This window comes from Micromonospora sp. H61 (genome assembly GCF_018070325.1).
Classification (GTDB): Bacteria; Actinomycetota; Actinomycetes; order Mycobacteriales; family Micromonosporaceae; genus Micromonospora; species Micromonospora salmantinae.
Window position 1 is genome coordinate 16340 of sequence record NZ_JAGPXY010000042.1, and the last position, 15510, is coordinate 31849.

The following is a 15510-nucleotide window of genomic DNA, read 5'->3' on the forward strand; positions in this document are numbered from 1 at the left end:
GGCGGTCGGTCCAGCCAGTGCGAGCACGAAGGAGTGCAGGTGCGCGAGTTCTCCGTCCCGCCGATCGTCACCGTTGGCGACGCGGCCAACCTCACCGATCCGGTCTGGGACAACGCCGAAGTCGCGCCCGACACCGTCCAGTTCGCCCGCCCCACCCCGCGCACCGACGGCACCGTCACCGAGTGGGCCGAGGTGACCTGCCTCCAGTTCCGCGACGAGGTGGCCGCAGTGGCCCGCGGGCTGATCGCCGCCGGCATCGAGCCCGGTGTCCGGGTCGGGCTGATGAGCCGCACCCGCTACGAGTGGACGCTGCTCGACTACGCGATCTGGGCCGTCGGCGCGGTGACAGTGCCGATCTACGAGACGTCCAGCGCCGAGCAGGCCGCGTGGATCCTCGAGGACTCCAACGCGGTCGCCGTCGTGGTGGAGAGCGAGGCGCACGCCGCCCTGATCGCCGGTGTCCGGCACCGGCTGCCCGAGCTGGGCCAGGTCTGGCAGATCGACAGCAGCGGGGTGGACGAGCTGGTCACCACCGGCGCCACTGTCGAGCTGGCCGAGGTCGAGCGGCGACGCAAGGCCGTCCGCGCCGGCGACCTGGCCACGATCATCTATACCAGCGGCACCACCGGCCGACCCAAGGGCTGCGTGCTCACCCACCGCAACATGTACGCCGACATCGCCAACGCGGTGCCGGTGCTGCCCAACCTGTTCAACGCCGGCGCGAGCACCCTGCTCTTCCTCCCGCTGGCGCACGCCTTCGCCCGACTCATCCAGATCGGCGTCGTGCAGGCGCGAGCCACCATGGCGCACTGCGCCGACACCAGGAACCTGGTCGCCGAGCTACAGGCGTTCCGGCCGACCTTCGTGCTCTCCGTACCCCGGGTGTTCGAGAAGGTCTACAACGCCGCCAAGCAGAAGGCCGAGGCGGACGGCAAGGGCGGCATCTTCGCCCGCGCCGAGCAGGTCGCCATCGCGTACAGCGAGGCGCTCGAGACCCCGGGCGGCCCGGGCCTGGCGCTGCGCGCCCAGCACGTGGTCTTCGACCGGCTGGTCTACCGCAAGCTACGCGCCGCGCTCGGCGGACGGTGCCGGGACGCGATCTCCGGCGGCGCGCCACTCGGCGCCCGGCTCGGCCACTTCTTCCGGGGCATCGGCGTGACGGTCCTGGAGGGCTACGGCCTGACCGAGACCTCGCCCGCCGCCGCCGCGAACCTGCCCAGCGGCACCCGGATGGGCAGCGTCGGCCGTCCGCTGCCCGGCGTGACAGTGCGGATCGAGGACGACGGCGAGATCCTGATCTCCGGCGAGCTGGTCTTCCAGGGTTACTGGCGCAACGAGACCGCGACGGCCGAGACGATCAGCGCCGACGGCTGGTTCCGCACCGGCGACCTGGGCCAGCTCGACTCCGACGGCTACCTGAGCATCACCGGCCGCAAGAAGGAGCTGATCGTCACCGCCGGCGGCAAGAACGTCGCCCCGGCGGTGCTCGAGGACCTGGTCCGGGCGCACCCGTTGATCAGCCAGTGTGTCGTGGTCGGTGACCGGAAGCCGTTCATCGCGGCACTGGTCACGGTCGACGAGGAGGCGCTGCCGACCTGGCTGGAGAACGCCGGGATGCCCCTCGACACCCCCGTCGAGCAGCTGCGCGAGCACGAGGGTCTCCACAAGGAGATCCAGGCCGCGGTCGACGCCGCGAACCAGGCCGTGTCGAAGGCCGAGGCGATCAAGGTGTTCCGGGTCCTGCCCCGCGACTTCACCGAGGCGACCGGCGAGCTGACCCCGTCGCTCAAGGTCAAGCGCCAGGTTGTCCACAAGACGTACGCGGCGGAGATCGCCGATATCTACCGAGGCTGACTACCATCCGTCACGTGCCCGCATCCACAGCCACCGTCCCGCACCCGCATCCCCTCGCCGCGGCCGCCCGCGTGGTGATGCTGGCGCTGATCGCCATCCTGACGCTGTTCGCCACCCGCGACGTGACCCAGCTGTGGTGGATCGCGCTGCTGGCGGTGGCCGGGCTGCCGTCGCTGCTGGCACCTCAGCACCGGCTGGTCGGCCCGCTGAGCCGGGTGGCCGAGGTGGTGGTGCTGGGGCTGGCCGCGAGCCACGTCGCCGCTGTGGCGTCCATCGGCGGCACTGTCGACGGCCTGGGCGCCTCGGCGGTGCTGCCCTACCTGGCGGTCCCGGTGACCGTCACCGCGCTGCGCCGCCGCTTCCCGGAGGGCGCCGCGCTGCTCGTGGTCACCGCCGCCACCCTGCTGCTCAGCGGCGCGCTGACCCGGGTCGACGGTACCCTCCAGCTCGGCCAGCTGGGTTACCTCGCGGTCTGCGCGCAGTGGCTGATCCTGGCGGCGCTGGGGCTCTACGCCGCCGGCACGCTGCACCGGGTGATGGCGGTCCGCGGTGAGGGCAAACCGCAGCCGTACGCCGAGGCCACCCGGCTGCTGACCCAGCTGCGGACAGTGGCCCGGCAGCTGCCCGGGGCGACCCTGGACCCGGGCGGCATCTCCGAGCACCTGCTGGAGGAGCTGCGGACGGTGGCCCGCGCGGACCGGGGTGCGGTGCTCTCGGCCAGCGGCGGAGGTCGCCTCGTGGTGCTCGCCCAGGCCGGCGTCGACCGGGTGGACTGGGAGACGACGCTGGACGCGGACTCGGCGATCGCCGACGCCTGGGCCACCCAGCAGGCCACCACGGCCGCCCGGTCGCAGTCCCGCTCGCACCGCGGCGGCGACGTGTCCGCGCTGATCATTCCGCTGGTCGCCGGGGTGCGCACGGTGGGGCTGGTGGTGCTGGAGGCCGACGCCGCGCACGCGTACCCGCCGCCGGTGGTGTCCCGGGTGACAGCGCTGACCCGCCCGGCCGCGCTGCGGCTGGAGGCGGCGCTGCTCTTCGACGAGGTGCGCTCGCTGGCCACCAACGAGGAGCGGCAGCGACTGGCCCGGGAGATCCACGACGGGGTGGCCCAGGAACTGGTGATGGTCGGCTACGGCATCGACAACGCCCTGGCCACCGTCTTCGACGACGCCGACGAAACCGCCGAGGCCCTGCGTACGCTGCGCGGCGAGGTGACCCGGGTGATCCAGGAGCTGCGACTGAGCCTCTTCGAGCTGCGCAGCGAGGTGGACCGGCAGGGTGGGTTGGCCGCGGCGATCGCCGAGTACGCGCGCACCGTGGGCGCGTCCGGCGGGCTGCGGGTGCACCTCTCGCTGGACGAGTCCACCGCCCGGCTGCCGGCCGCCACCGAAGCCGAGTTGCTGCGCATCGCGCAGGAGGCGGTGACCAACGCGCGCAAGCACGCCGGGGCGTCGAATTTGTGGGTCACGTGTGAGGTCGACCCCCCGTATGCGCAAATAGAAGTGTCGGATGACGGTCAGGGGATGGCTGACCAGCGCCCGGACGGGCGGTACGGTCTTGCGATCATGGCCGAGAGGGCGGAACGTATCCGGGGCCGGTTGGAGATCAGGCCGCGGCAACCCAGCGGCACGACCGTGGCGGTGGTTCTCGGCACCTCGGCCCGGCGCGATAACGTGCGCGGCAGCGCAGCACCAGAAGGGGAGTAACCCGAGGATGACCACAAGTCCGATACCGGCCACCCGTACCAAGGTCCTCCTTGTCGACGATCATGATCTGATTCGCAAGGGTTTGCGGCACGCCTTCGAGCGCGACCGCCAGTTCGAGGTCGTCGGTGAGGCGGCCACGGCGGCGGAGGGGGTACGCCAGGCCGGCGCCTTGCAGCCGGACGTGGTGATCATGGATCTGCGGCTGCCCGACGGCAGCGGCCTGGAGGCCACCCGCGCACTGCGTAAGTCCAGCGCGTCGATGGGCATCGTGGTGCTGACCATGTACGCCGGCGACGACCAGCTCTTCGGCGCCCTGGAGGCCGGCGCGAGCGCCTTCGTGCCGAAGACCGCCCCGGCCGACGAGGTGGTGGCCGCCGCACGGCACGCCGCCTCCTCCCCCAGCGCGTTCACGGCGGCCGACCTGGCCGAGGCGATGAAGCGCCGGCTCGCCCCGTCCGGTCCGCAGTTGTCTCCCCGGGAGGGGCAGGTGCTGCGGCTGCTCGCGGACGGGATGAGCGTGGCGGGCATCGCCAAGCAGCTGTTCGTCAGCGAGTCCACGGCGAAGACGCACATCTCGAAGCTCTACGAGAAGCTCGGCGCGGCCAACCGGGCTCAGGCCCTGATGACCGCACTCCGGCTCGGCCTGCTCGAGGCACCGGACGCGCCGAAGTTCTGACCTGTCTTCCGCTCGTCGAGCGGGACGACGCGACCGACGGTCCGCGCCAGCTTCTCCCCGGCGCGGACCGTCGCGCATCGACCGACGTCGGCAGGCAACCTTCGGCGCGCTATGGTCTGGCGTGCGTGGCGGGTGCACAATACCCGCGCGGGCGACGATGCTCGCATCGCGGATTCGAGGGGTGAAACGCATGCAGCGGCCGGACTGGGCACCCGACACCATCGACATCGAGCGCCCGAGCGTCGCGCGGATGTACGACTACTACCTCGGCGGCTCACACAACTTCGCCGCCGACCGGGCCGCGGCGCAGGCGATGGTCGCCGCGGTGCCCGAGGCGCCGTTGATGGCCCAGGCCAACCGGGCGTTCCTGCGCCGGGCCGTGCACCACCTCGCCGACGCCGGGATCCGGCAGTTCCTGGACATCGGTTCGGGGATCCCGACCGTCGGCAACGTGCACGAGATCGCCCAGCAGCTCGACCCGGGGTCGCGAGTGGTCTATGTGGACGTCGACCCGGTGGCGGTGGCGCACAGCCGCGAGATCCTCGCCGGCAACGAGCAGGCCGCGGTCGTGCAGGAGGACCTGCGCAACCCGGAGGCGATCCTGGCCCATCCGGACGTCCGCAAGCTGCTCGACCTGAGCCAACCGGTGGCCGTGATGGTAGTGGCCGTCCTGCACTTCGTCTCCGACGACGACCGGCCGGCGGAGCTGCTGCGGACGCTGCGGGACGCGTTGGCGCCCGGCAGCTACCTGGTGCTGTCGCAGGCCAGCGACGACGGGCGCAGCGAGGACGAACGCGCCGAGGCGGAGCGGGTCTACCGGCGCACCGACAATCCGCTGTGGATACGCAGCCGCGCCGAGCTGACCGCGCTCTTCGACGGTTTCGAGCTGCTCGACCCCGGCGTGGTCTGGGTGCCCGAGTGGCGACCGGACACTCCGGAGAGCGCGGAGGACGCCGAGCGCGCGGTCTTCATGGGCGGCGTCGGGCGCCTCGGTGACTGAGTCGCCCGGGGCGAACCCCTACCCGGGGACGTTCGCCCGGGCCTGGGCGAAGGCGGTCTCCGGCACCAGCTACCTACCGATGACCCAGGCCCAGTTGGAGTCCCTGCTGGACCGGCTCACCGGGCAACTGGCCGGGGCGTTGCTCACCGAGCCGTTCGACCTGCGTGCCGGGCACCGGGTCGGCGCCGAGCTCGTCGCCGCGCACATCGCCTCCGCCGAGGGGCTGGGTCGTACCGTCGAGGTCATCCAGCTCCGCCTGGTGCGCGACCTGGGCCTGGTGGCCGAGGAGGTCGAGGACCGGATGGCCCGGCTGCTGGCGGCCGTGGCGACCGGCTACGCCCGCGCGCTGCGCGACCGGACGCTCGACGAGCAGGAGTCGATCCGCCGCGCCGCCATGCGGGCCCGCACCCAGGCCGAGCGGGCGCTGCGGGCCAGCGAGGCCCGGTTCCGGCATCAGGCCACCCACGACCCGCTCACCGGCCTGCCCAACCGGACACTGTTCACCGAGCGGCTCGCCGCGGCGCTCAACGAGCCGGGCCGGGGCGCGCAGCGGGTCGGGGTGTGCTTCCTGGACCTGGACCGCTTCAAGGTGGTCAACGACACGCTGGGGCACCAGATCGGTGACCTGCTGCTGGCCACTGTGGCCGAACGGCTGCGCAAGGCCATGGGTGAGCACCTGGTGGCCCGGCTCGGTGGCGACGAGTTCGTCATCCTGGTGGAATGCACCGCCGGCACCGACGACATGGTGGCGGTCGCCGAGACCGCGCTCGCCGCGGTACGCACACCGGCGCTGGTCGACGGGCACGAGCTGCAGATCTCGGCGAGCATCGGCATCGTCGAGCGCCAGGTCGCCGGGGCCAACCCGACGGACCTGATGCGGGCCGCCGACAGCACCCTGCACTGGGCGAAGTCCGCCGGTGGGGCGCGCTGGGCGCTCTACGACGCCGAGCGCAACCAACGTGAACTGGCCCGCTACGCGCTCTCCGCGGCCATCCCGGCCGCGTTGGAGCGGGGCGAGTTCTACCTCGACTACCAGCCGCTGACCTCACTGCGCGACGGCAGCCTGGTCGGCGTGGAGGCGCTGGTCCGCTGGCGGCACCCCGAGTTGGGGGTGCTCCGCCCGGACAGCTTCATCGGATTGGCCGAGGAGACCGGCCTGATCATCCAGCTGGGCGGTTGGGTGTTGGCCGAGGCGTGCCGCGAGGCCGAGGCGTGGTCGGCCGGGGGTGCCGCCGCGCCCTTCGTCAGCGTCAACCTGGCGGTACGGCAGGTGCACCGGCCCGGGTTGGTGCAGGAGGTCCGCGCGCTGCTGCGGCAGACCGGCCTGCCACCGGAGCGGCTCCAACTGGAGATCACCGAGAGCACGATGATGAGCACCGCGGAGGAGCCGGTCCGCGCCCTGCGGGTCCTCGCCGACCTCGGGGTACGCATCGCCATCGACGACTTCGGCACCGGCTACAGCAATCTGGCGTACCTGCGGGACCTGCCGGTGACCGAACTGAAGGTGGCTGGGGAATTCGTGGCCGGCCTGCGCTCGCCCTCCGTCGGCCGCACCGACGAGCGGATCCTCGCCTCCCTGGTTTCGCTGGCGCACGCACTGGACCTGACCGTCACCGCCGAAGGGGTGGAGACCGCCGGGCAGGCCGAGCGGCTGCGCGCAATCGGCTGCGACGCAGCCCAGGGCTGGCACTTCGGCCGCCCGGCCCCCGCCGATCGCATCCTGGCCCGCATCCGCTGAACCTCCCCGGCCCGACCACCCACCCCGACGGACGTCCACCGACACCGGAAGTAGACAGCGTCTACGGCGGCTGGTAGACAGTGTCTATGGGCGCGGACGAGACGGGGCTGCGAGCGCGGTTGGTGGCCGCCGGAGTGGACCTGGTGCTGCGTGAGGGCCAGTCGGCGGTGTCGCTGCGGGAGATCGCCCGGCGTGCCGGGGTCTCGCACGGCGCACCGCGCCGCTACTTCCCCACCCACGTCGACCTGCTCTCCGCCATCGCCCGGGAGGGCTTCGCCGACCTCACCGCCCAGGTCGAGCGAACGTTGCGCGACGTCGATCCGGACCCCCGTACCCGATTGACCGCGCTGGCCCGGACGTACCTGGACTTCGCGGCGGCCCACCGCGGCATGTTCGAGCTGATGTTCCGCCACGACCTGCTGGACAGCGGCCGGCTGCGGCTGCGCGAGACGAGCCTGCCGCTGTTCGCCGTCCTGGCCGACCTGGTGGCGCAGGCGCGCCGGCCCACCGACGCGCCCGCGGCGGTGCTGGCCGGCGCGCTGTGGGCGAACCTGCACGGAATCGCCCAACTCTGGGCCTGGGGCAGCCTCCCGCTGGCCACCGGCGCCACCGACGACGATGCCCTGCTGCGCGCCGCGTTGGACGCCCACCTCGGCCCGGCGCCCGCCTGAAACGACCCCGGAGGACACGTGCCCCTGCTGTACGACGTCACCAAGCTGGCCGTCGGCGCCGCGCTGCGGTTTGGCTGGCAGCCCCGGGTGGAAGGGCTGGAGCATCTGCCCCGACACGGCGGCGCGATCCTCGCCGGCAATCACCTGTCCGTCGCCGACGAGTTGTTCCTCGTCACCTCGACGCCCCGACACGTCACCTTCTGGGCGAAGGTCGAGTACTTCAACGGCCGGGGTCCGGGCGGCTGGCTGAACCGGCGGATCGTCGCTGGCATGGGCGCCATCCCGGTCGACCGCGCCGACGGCCGGGCCGCCCTGCGCGCCCTCGACGCCGCCATCCCGGTGCTGCGCGCCGGTGGCCTGGTCGCCGTCTACCCGGAGGGCACCCGCTCCCCGGACGGGCGGCTCTACCGGGGTCGCGTCGGGATGACCCGGCTGGCCCGCGACGCCGGGGTGCCGATCATCCCGGTCGGCGTGCTCGGCACCGCCGAGGTGCTGCCGGTCGACGCGCGGCTGCCCCGTCGACACCCGATCACCCTGCGGTTCGGCCCGCCGATACCGGTCGCCGAGCGGATCAACGGGCCACGTGACATCCGGACTGTCACCGACGAGGTGATGGCGGCGATTCAGCAGCTCACCGGCCAGGAGTACGTGCCGCACTACGCGCCCGCCCGGGAGAGCTGAACGCGGGCGGCGATCAGCCGGCCAGCAGTGCCGTCATGCGTTCCGCCTGCGCCTCCCAGCGCCACTCCCGTTCCACCCACGCCCGGCCAGCCGCTCCCAGCTGACGGGCCAAGTCCCGGTCGGCGAGCAGCCGGGCGACCCGGTCGGCGAGCTGGGCGACGTCCCGACCGCGTACGACGTAGCCGGTCTCCCCCTCCCGGACCGCGTCCGGTGCGCCCCCGGAGTCACCGGCCACCACCGGCAGGCCGGTCGCGGATGCCTCCAGGTAGACGATGCCCAGCCCTTCGACGTCGAGGCCACGGTTGCGGGTGCGGCACGGCATCGCGTAGACGTCACCGGCCGCGTAGTGCGCCGGCAACTCGACCGACGGCACCGTGCCGGTGAACACCACGTCCCGTTCCACACCGGTCTGGCGGGCCAGCTTCTCCAGGGTCGCCCGGTACGGCCCGCCACCGACGATCAGCAGCGCCGCGTCGGGCACCCGGCGCCGGATCTCCGGCAGGGCCCGGATCAGGGTGTCCTGACCCTTGCGCGGCACCAGCCGGGACACGCAGACGACCACCGGTCGGTCGGTCAACCCGAGCCGGGCCCGGACCTGTTCACCGTCCATGCTCGGGTGGTAGGTGTCCACGTCGACCCCCGGCGCGAGGCGGCGCAACTCGGTCACCCCGTCCAGCACCCGGGCCAACCGGCTGCGGGTGTACTCGCCGAGATAGGTGGTCACGTCCACACCCCGACCGATGCGCCGCAGCGCCGGCCGGGCGGCCGGCACCGCCGCCCAACCGATCTCGTGGCCATGGGTCTGCGCCACCACCCGGTGGATGCCGGCCCGCCGCCGCAGGCCGGCCGCGAGAAGGCCCAGCGGGGCCGCCGCGCCGAACCACACCGTGTCGCAGTCGTACGCGCGAGCCAACCGGGCCGCCCTGCGGGCGATCAACGGGGTGGGCAACAACACCCGGGTACGCTCCCGGATCACCTCGAACGGCTGGTCGGCGTCGAACTTGGCGGCCCCGCGCCAGCTCGACGCGTAGACGACCACCGAACCCGCCGGTTGACGGACCGCGAGGTTGTGCACGAACGACTGGATCCCACCCGGGCGGGGCGGAAAGTCATTGGTGATCAGCAGGGTGCGGCTCATCGGCCGACCTCCCGGGCGTACGCGCGGGCGGCGGCCATCCGCTCCACCGTGGACGGATGTGAGGCCGAGTAGAGGTATTCCCAGCGGGGCGGGTCGGGGTCGCCGAGGTTGACCGAGCCGAGCCGACGCTGCATCGACTCGAAGGACTCCGGGTCGTTGGTGAGCGCGAGCGCGTGCGCGTCGGCCCGCGCCTCCACCCGTCGGGACATCAGCGCCTGCACCGGAGCGGCAACCAGCCCGGCCACCGTGACCAGGGCGACCAGCAGCGGGAACGCGCGCGGTTGGGCCACCGAGTCGACACCGGCCAGCCGCAACAGTGGCCCCCACGAGCCGAGCAGGTAGAGCGCCACCACGGCGGCCGCGGCGCCCAACGCCCCGGTCAGCGTGCCGGCCGCCACGTCGGAGTCCTTCGCGTGCCCCAACTCGTGCGCCACGACGGCGGTCACCTCGGCCGGGGTCGCCTCGCGCAGCAGCGTGTCGTAGACGACCACCCGTCGGGTCGGCCCGAGACCGGAGACGTACGCGTTGACCGCCCTGGTACGCCGGGAGGCGTCGGCGACCAGCACGTCGCGCACCGGCACCCCGTCGCGGGCGGCCATGCTCATCAGCTCGGTGCGCAACGGGCCCTGCTGCATCGGGGTGAACCGGTTGAACACCGGCTCCACCAGCACCGGCAGCACGAACGACAGCAGCACCACAAGCACCGCGGCGCCGGCCGCACCGAACGCCCACCACCAGCGTGGCGCGAGCCGGATGACCGCGTAGAAGCCGAACAGCGCCACCGCGCCGATCACCGCGCTGACGGCGTACGACTTGAGCAGGTCGGCCGCCCAGCCGCTCCAGCCGTTGGTGCTCAACCCGTAGCGGGTGAGCACGCTCTGCCGCCAGGCGGCGAACGGGAGCGTCACCAGGTCCGCGACGAGCACCACCGCCAGCCCGCCGAGCACAGCCTGCGCTGCCCAGTGCCCACCGAACGGCCGGCCCACCAGCTCGACCAGGCGACTGCCCAGCGGGGTCAACCCGAGCGCGAGGGCGATCAGCAGCCCAACGGCGAGCGCGGCATAGCCACCGGGACGCAGCGCGGCCCGGAACTCCCGCCCCTTGGCGACCTGCTCGGACGGCAGGTCGCCCAGCGCGGCGAGCTGGTCGGCCCGGGGTGCCGGCGGGCGGTGCCACGGGATGAGCAGCGCGGCCAGCACGACCAGCGCGAGGGTCAGCCCGGCCAGGGTCAGCAGCGCCCAGCCGCGCGGGGTCACCGCGTCACCACCCGTTGTTCCCCGTTCATCGCGCCGCTCCTCCCGCCGTGACCGCTCATCCTATGGCCCGCGAAAAGCCCGCTTCCGGGCGCGGTGTCGCGCTCAGGCGACGCGGCGGGTGGCGCGACGGCGAGCCGCCTCCGGGCGCGCGGGCGCGACCAGCACCTCGACGTCGAAGCCGGCCCGGGCGAACACCTCGATGGCCTCGACCTCGGCGGCGACCAACCCGGCCGCCGGGGACGTCTCGTCGAACAGGGCGGTCAGTGGGCAGCCGGAACAGCCGTCGGCCCGCTTCGCGCACCCGTCGCAGTCGATGAGCATCAACCCTCCTGATCGGCTCGCGGCACCCGGGCGACTCCTGCCGTCGCCGGCCGAGCACCGTCGGTGACATCGACACTAACCACCGGGTACGACAGGAACCCCGTCCGACCGCCCGTTTCAGGGCTGGATCCACTCCAGATCAGCGATATCGGGGTATCCCACCCGGCTGGCCGTCGCTGGCGAGGTCTCAGCCCTGTGCGTCGAGGTCACGCAGTGCGAAGCGGAGGTGCTGCCACTCCTCGCCGAAGATCACGTGAAGGCAGTGCAGGACGGACACGATGTGCTCGGGCCACCAGGCGCTCGGCCGAGGCTCGGCGAGCAACTCCGGCGTGACAGTCGCGAGGAAGTCGCGCACCATGGCCTGTCGCTCGGTCCGCACCTGGAGGACCGCCTCGAAGGTCGGCTGCTCGGTGGCGAAGACCGACATGTCGAAGCCGTCGGTCTCGTACTCGACGTGCGACTGACCGAGCGGGTGGAACGGCTGGGGCAGGCGCAGGATCGCCTTGCCCAACCACGCGTCCGCGGCGAACACGAGATGACGCAGCGTCTGCGCGAACGACCACTCACCGTCGATCGAGACGTCGACCGCGCCCTCGGGCATGGACACAGCCCGGTCGACCGCCGCCGCCCAGGCTCCTTCGATCGCCGCCCACCCCTCGCGCAGGTCGTCCGGGTCCTTGGCCAGCCGGAGATCGCGCCCGGGGAACCGTCGGTTGAGCTGGGCCTCGACCAACGGCACGACATCGACGCCGTTGACCACGAGCGTGCCTTCGGCCAACCACGGCGCGTCGATGTCCAGGCCATCAACGTCGACGCCGCGCATCACCGCACCGGCCAGTGTCGAGCGGTTGAACCGGGCACCCCGCAGGTTGTTGTCGACGAAGACCGTGACGTCGTCCTGTGCCATCGCGGCTCCCATCCCTCGGCGGTCGCGGCGATGCTAGCGCCGGGGTGGGACAGGTTCAGGCACAGTGCGACGGGTGGCGCGCCCGCCGGGCTCGCCCAACCAGCGCCGGGAGCCGGCCCGTCGACGTGTCGGCCCGCTGTGGTCAGGAGCGGGCGAGCCGCCGCAGCAGCGAGTCCGCGCCCAGCGGATACGCGCCGTGCCGGCGTACCCCGTCGGCGACCTCGCGGTCCGACGAGACGACCACCACCGGCCGGCCCGCCGGCTCGGCGCGGACCAGTCGCCGGATCAGCTCGTCGGCGGTCTCGCCCTTGCGGGAGAAGAGCACCCGCACGCCGCGCGGGGCGGGCGGCAGCCCGTGCATCCGTTCGGCGCCGTCGAAGACCACTGTGACCTCGTCGCCGGTCTGCGCGGCGATCCCGCCCAGCCCGGTGATCAGGCGTTTGCGCTGCTGCTCCAGGGACATCTCGCCGAAGCCACGCTTGGTGACGTTGTAGCCGTCCACCACGAGGTGTGCCCGGGGCAGGGCGAGCAACTGGTCGAGCCGGGCCGGGTCGTCGGTGTCGCGGGCGCGGGCGGCAGGGCCGGCCGGGGCGGTGCCCGGCTGCTCGGCGAACGCGTCGGCGACGAAGTCGGCGGGGAGTTTGTCCACCGGGTCGAGCGCCAGCTCCCGGCGCAGCCCGACGGCGGCCTGGCCGATGGTCTCCAGGAGCAGCCAGAGCCGGGCGTCGTCGACCGAACGCGCCTCCTTGGCACTGGCCCGGGCCACCCCGGCGGCGGCCTCGGCCTCGGCCAGCCGGGCCCGGGCGCGGCGGAGTTCGGCGTCCACGTCGGCGCTGGCGCGGGCGGCCCGGCCGCGCTCGGTGGCCAGCAGTTCGGTGGCCTTCCGCTCGCGGGCCTGGGTCTCCCGCAGGGTGCGGGCCACCTGTCGGGACTCCTCGCGGAGCTGACCCAGCTCCTCGCGGACGCGGGCCAACTCGTCGCGGAGCTTCTCGGCCTCGACCCGGGCCACCGCGCGGTCGTGCTCGGCCCGGGTGGCCCGCTGCTCGGCCTCGCGGACCAACTCGGCGACGACGGCGCTGTCCGCCTCGGCGCGCACGGCCGCGCCGCTGGCGTCGATCAGCTCCCGCCAGCCACGGGGCCGGGCCAGGTAGGCCAGCGCGGCCACCTCGACCGGGTCGGCGGCCGCCGGCGCGGTGCCCTCGACCACTGCCGCACCGAGGTCACCGGCGTCGGCCAGGACCCGCGCGGTGACCCGCTGCCGGAACAGCGGGTCGGCGGTGAGCTGGGCGGCGATGACCGGCGCGCCGAGCCGGGCGCGCCGGTTGGGGGCGAACTTGGCCACCCGGCGCAACGGCACCGGGACCTCGTCGGTGGGGAGGGTGGGCAGCACCGCGGCGGTCAGCGTCACGATCCGCTGCCGAACCGGCTCGGGCAGGGTGGGCTCCGGCTCGGCGGCGGGACCGTCGCCCGTCGTCGTCGGGCCCGATGCGCCCGATGTGTCGTTGACTACGTTGTCGTCCGGGTTGCCCACAGCACCGTCGAGTGCGACCGGGTCCTCCTGCGGGAGGTGGTCGTCGTACGGCTCGGTGAGGGGCATGTGGCAAGTCTCCCACCGCGACCGGGCCCACCGCCCGGTGAGTGAGCCGATCTCTCATCCTAGCCCCATGGTGACGGATGGGACGGCTGCGACGGGAGTGTCGGACCGGGGCGCTAGCGTGCCGCCGATGGCACAGGCGGAGTACGTCCAGGAGTCACTGGCCGGTCTCGACCCGGCGGTGGGCGGGGTGGACCCGGCGCTGCCGCTCTACGCGACGACGTTCGTGGTGGTCGACCTGGAGACCACCGGGGGCGCGCCGGACGGCGGCGGCATCACCGAGATCGGCGCGGTCAAGGTGCGCGGTGGCGAGCGGTTGGGGGTGCTGGCGACCCTGGTCAACCCGGGCCAGCCGATTCCGCCGTTCATCACAGTGCTGACCGGCATCACCCAGGCCATGCTGGTGCCGGCGCCACCGATCGAGCAGGTGCTGCCGAGCTTCCTGGAGTTCATCGACGACGCGGTGCTGGTGGCCCACAACGCCCCGTACGACGTGGGCTTCCTCAAGGCCGCCTGCGCCAAGCACGGCTACCGCTGGCCCAACCCCCGGGTCCTGGACACGGCGGCGCTCGCCCGCCGGGTGCTGACCCGCGACGAGGTGCCCAACCGCAAGCTGGGCACCCTGGCCGCCTACTTCCGGACCGCCACCCAGCCCACCCACCGGGCGTTGGACGACGCGAAGGCCACCGTCGACGTGCTGCACGGGCTGATCGGCCGGCTCGGCGGGCACCGGGTGGACACTGTCGGCGACGCCATCGAGTTCGCCCGCGCTGTCACCCCGACCCAGCGTCGCAAACGGCACCTGGCCGAGGGGCTGCCCAAGGTCCCGGGGGTCTACATCTTCCGGGCCGCCGACGACCGGCCGCTCTACGTGGGCACCTCGGTCGACATCGCCACCCGGGTGCGCAGCTACTTCACCGCCGGCGAGAAGCGTGCCCGGATCTCCGAGATGCTGGGCGCGGCCGAGCGGGTCGAGGCGGTGGAGTGCGCCCACTCGTTGGAGGCGGAGGTCCGCGAGCTGCGGTTGATCGCCGCGCACGCCCCGCCGTACAACCGCCGGTCCAAATACCCGGAACGAATGGTCTGGCTCAAGCTGACCGACGGTCCGTACCCTCGGCTGTCGATCGTCCGCGACCTCTCCCCCACCGACACCGCGTACCTCGGGCCGTTCACCTCCCGGCGGGCCGCCGAGCTGGCAGCCGCCGGTTTCCACGATGCGGTGCCGCTGCGCCAGTGCACGCACCGGCTGTCGCTGCGCACCGTCACGCCGGCCTGCGCGCTGGCCGAGCTGGGTCGCTGCCCGGCGCCCTGCGAACACAAGATCACCCCCGAGGAGTACGACGACAGCGCCGCCGCGCCCTTCCGTACCGCGACCGCCAGTGATCCGCAGCCGGTGGTGGACGCGCTGCTCGCGCGGATCGACGTGCTCTCCCGCGACCAGCGCTACGAGGAGGCCGCCGTGGTGCGGTCCCGGCTGGCCGCCGTGCTGCGGGCCACAGTGCGGATGCAGCGGCTGGCCGCGCTGACCGGGATCGTCGAGTTGGCCGCGGCCCGGCCGGCCGCCCGGGGCGGCTGGGAGTTGGCGCTGGTCCGGCACGGCCGACTGGCCGGCGCGGGGGTGTCCCCACCGGGCGTGCACCCGCGTCCCACGTTGACCACGATCCGGGCCACCGCCGAGACGGTGTCGGGCGGGCACGGCCCGGTGCCGGCCGCCACCGCCGAGGAGTCGGAGCGGATCCTGTCCTGGTTGGAGCGACCGGAGACCCGACTCGTCGAGATGTCCTCCGGTTGGTCCTCTCCGGCGAGTGGCGCGGGCCGGTTCCGTGACCTGCTGGCGAAGGCCGAGGGCGGCGCGTCCCACCAACTCTCGACCGAACGCTCATGACCAACTGACCGATCGGACTACGTCGACTCGCTTAGGCTGTTAGAGAAGTGCAGTCCTGCCCGATTCGTGGGCCTGCTCCCCCG

13 protein-coding genes are annotated in these 15510 nt (G+C 73.2%); 8 read left to right on the plus strand and 5 right to left on the minus strand.

Annotated elements, in window-relative coordinates:
• Positions 1–39: 39 nt before the first annotated feature.
• From KBX08_RS20565 to KBX08_RS20595, 7 genes are all read left to right on the plus strand, one after another.
• Positions 40–1854, plus strand: coding sequence for a long-chain fatty acid--CoA ligase (locus KBX08_RS20565; protein ID WP_210785076.1), 1815 nt, complete (start codon positions 40–42; stop codon positions 1852–1854).
• A gap of 14 nt (positions 1855–1868) precedes the next feature.
• Positions 1869–3560, plus strand: coding sequence for a GAF domain-containing sensor histidine kinase (locus KBX08_RS20570; RefSeq protein ID WP_210785077.1), 1692 nt, complete (start codon positions 1869–1871; stop codon positions 3558–3560).
• A gap of 7 nt (positions 3561–3567) precedes the next feature.
• Positions 3568–4236, plus strand: a complete 669-nt coding sequence (locus KBX08_RS20575) for a response regulator transcription factor (protein ID WP_030337723.1) — start codon at positions 3568–3570, stop codon at positions 4234–4236.
• A 190-nt stretch (positions 4237–4426) separates the two neighbouring features.
• A complete protein-coding gene (locus KBX08_RS20580; protein ID WP_210785078.1) occupies positions 4427–5236 on the plus strand; it encodes an SAM-dependent methyltransferase in 810 nt (269 codons plus the stop codon).
• Positions 5237–5315: 79 nt separating this feature from the next.
• On the plus strand, positions 5316–6974 hold the full coding sequence (locus KBX08_RS20585; RefSeq protein WP_247669754.1) for a bifunctional diguanylate cyclase/phosphodiesterase: 1659 nt from the start codon (positions 5316–5318) through the stop codon (positions 6972–6974).
• An 86-nt stretch (positions 6975–7060) separates the two neighbouring features.
• Positions 7061–7645, plus strand: a complete 585-nt coding sequence (locus tag KBX08_RS20590; RefSeq protein ID WP_210785080.1) for a TetR/AcrR family transcriptional regulator — start codon at positions 7061–7063, stop codon at positions 7643–7645.
• 18 nt (positions 7646–7663) lie between these two features.
• On the plus strand, positions 7664–8326 hold the full coding sequence (locus tag KBX08_RS20595) for a 1-acyl-sn-glycerol-3-phosphate acyltransferase (protein WP_210785081.1): 663 nt from the start codon (positions 7664–7666) through the stop codon (positions 8324–8326).
• Positions 8327–8339: 13 nt separating this feature from the next.
• Here KBX08_RS20595 and KBX08_RS20600 read toward each other — a convergent pair whose 3' ends face one another.
• From KBX08_RS20600 to KBX08_RS20620, 5 genes are all read right to left on the minus strand, one after another.
• A complete protein-coding gene (locus KBX08_RS20600; protein WP_210785082.1) occupies positions 8340–9464 on the minus strand; it encodes a glycosyltransferase family 4 protein in 1125 nt (374 codons plus the stop codon).
• Entirely contained in the window at positions 9461–10720 is a 1260-nt protein-coding gene (locus KBX08_RS20605; protein WP_210785083.1) for a M48 family metalloprotease, read from the minus strand. Before KBX08_RS20605 ends, KBX08_RS20600 begins: the two co-directional genes overlap by 4 nt.
• 102 nt (positions 10721–10822) lie before the next feature.
• Positions 10823–11041, minus strand: coding sequence for a hypothetical protein (locus KBX08_RS20610; protein WP_210785084.1), 219 nt, complete (start codon positions 11039–11041; stop codon positions 10823–10825).
• 187 nt (positions 11042–11228) lie between these two features.
• Positions 11229–11948: a DinB family protein gene (locus tag KBX08_RS20615; RefSeq protein WP_210785085.1), complete on the minus strand. Its 720-nt coding sequence runs from the start codon at positions 11946–11948 to the stop codon at positions 11229–11231.
• A 142-nt stretch (positions 11949–12090) separates the two neighbouring features.
• Positions 12091–13545, minus strand: a complete 1455-nt coding sequence (locus KBX08_RS20620; protein ID WP_210785086.1) for an NYN domain-containing protein — start codon at positions 13543–13545, stop codon at positions 12091–12093.
• A 127-nt stretch (positions 13546–13672) separates the two neighbouring features.
• Here KBX08_RS20620 and KBX08_RS20625 point away from each other — a divergent pair, with 127 nt between their 5' ends.
• Complete coding sequence (locus KBX08_RS20625) at positions 13673–15427, plus strand: DEDD exonuclease domain-containing protein (RefSeq protein ID WP_210785087.1); 1755 nt, start codon at positions 13673–13675, stop codon at positions 15425–15427.
• Positions 15428–15510 lie beyond the last annotated feature (83 nt).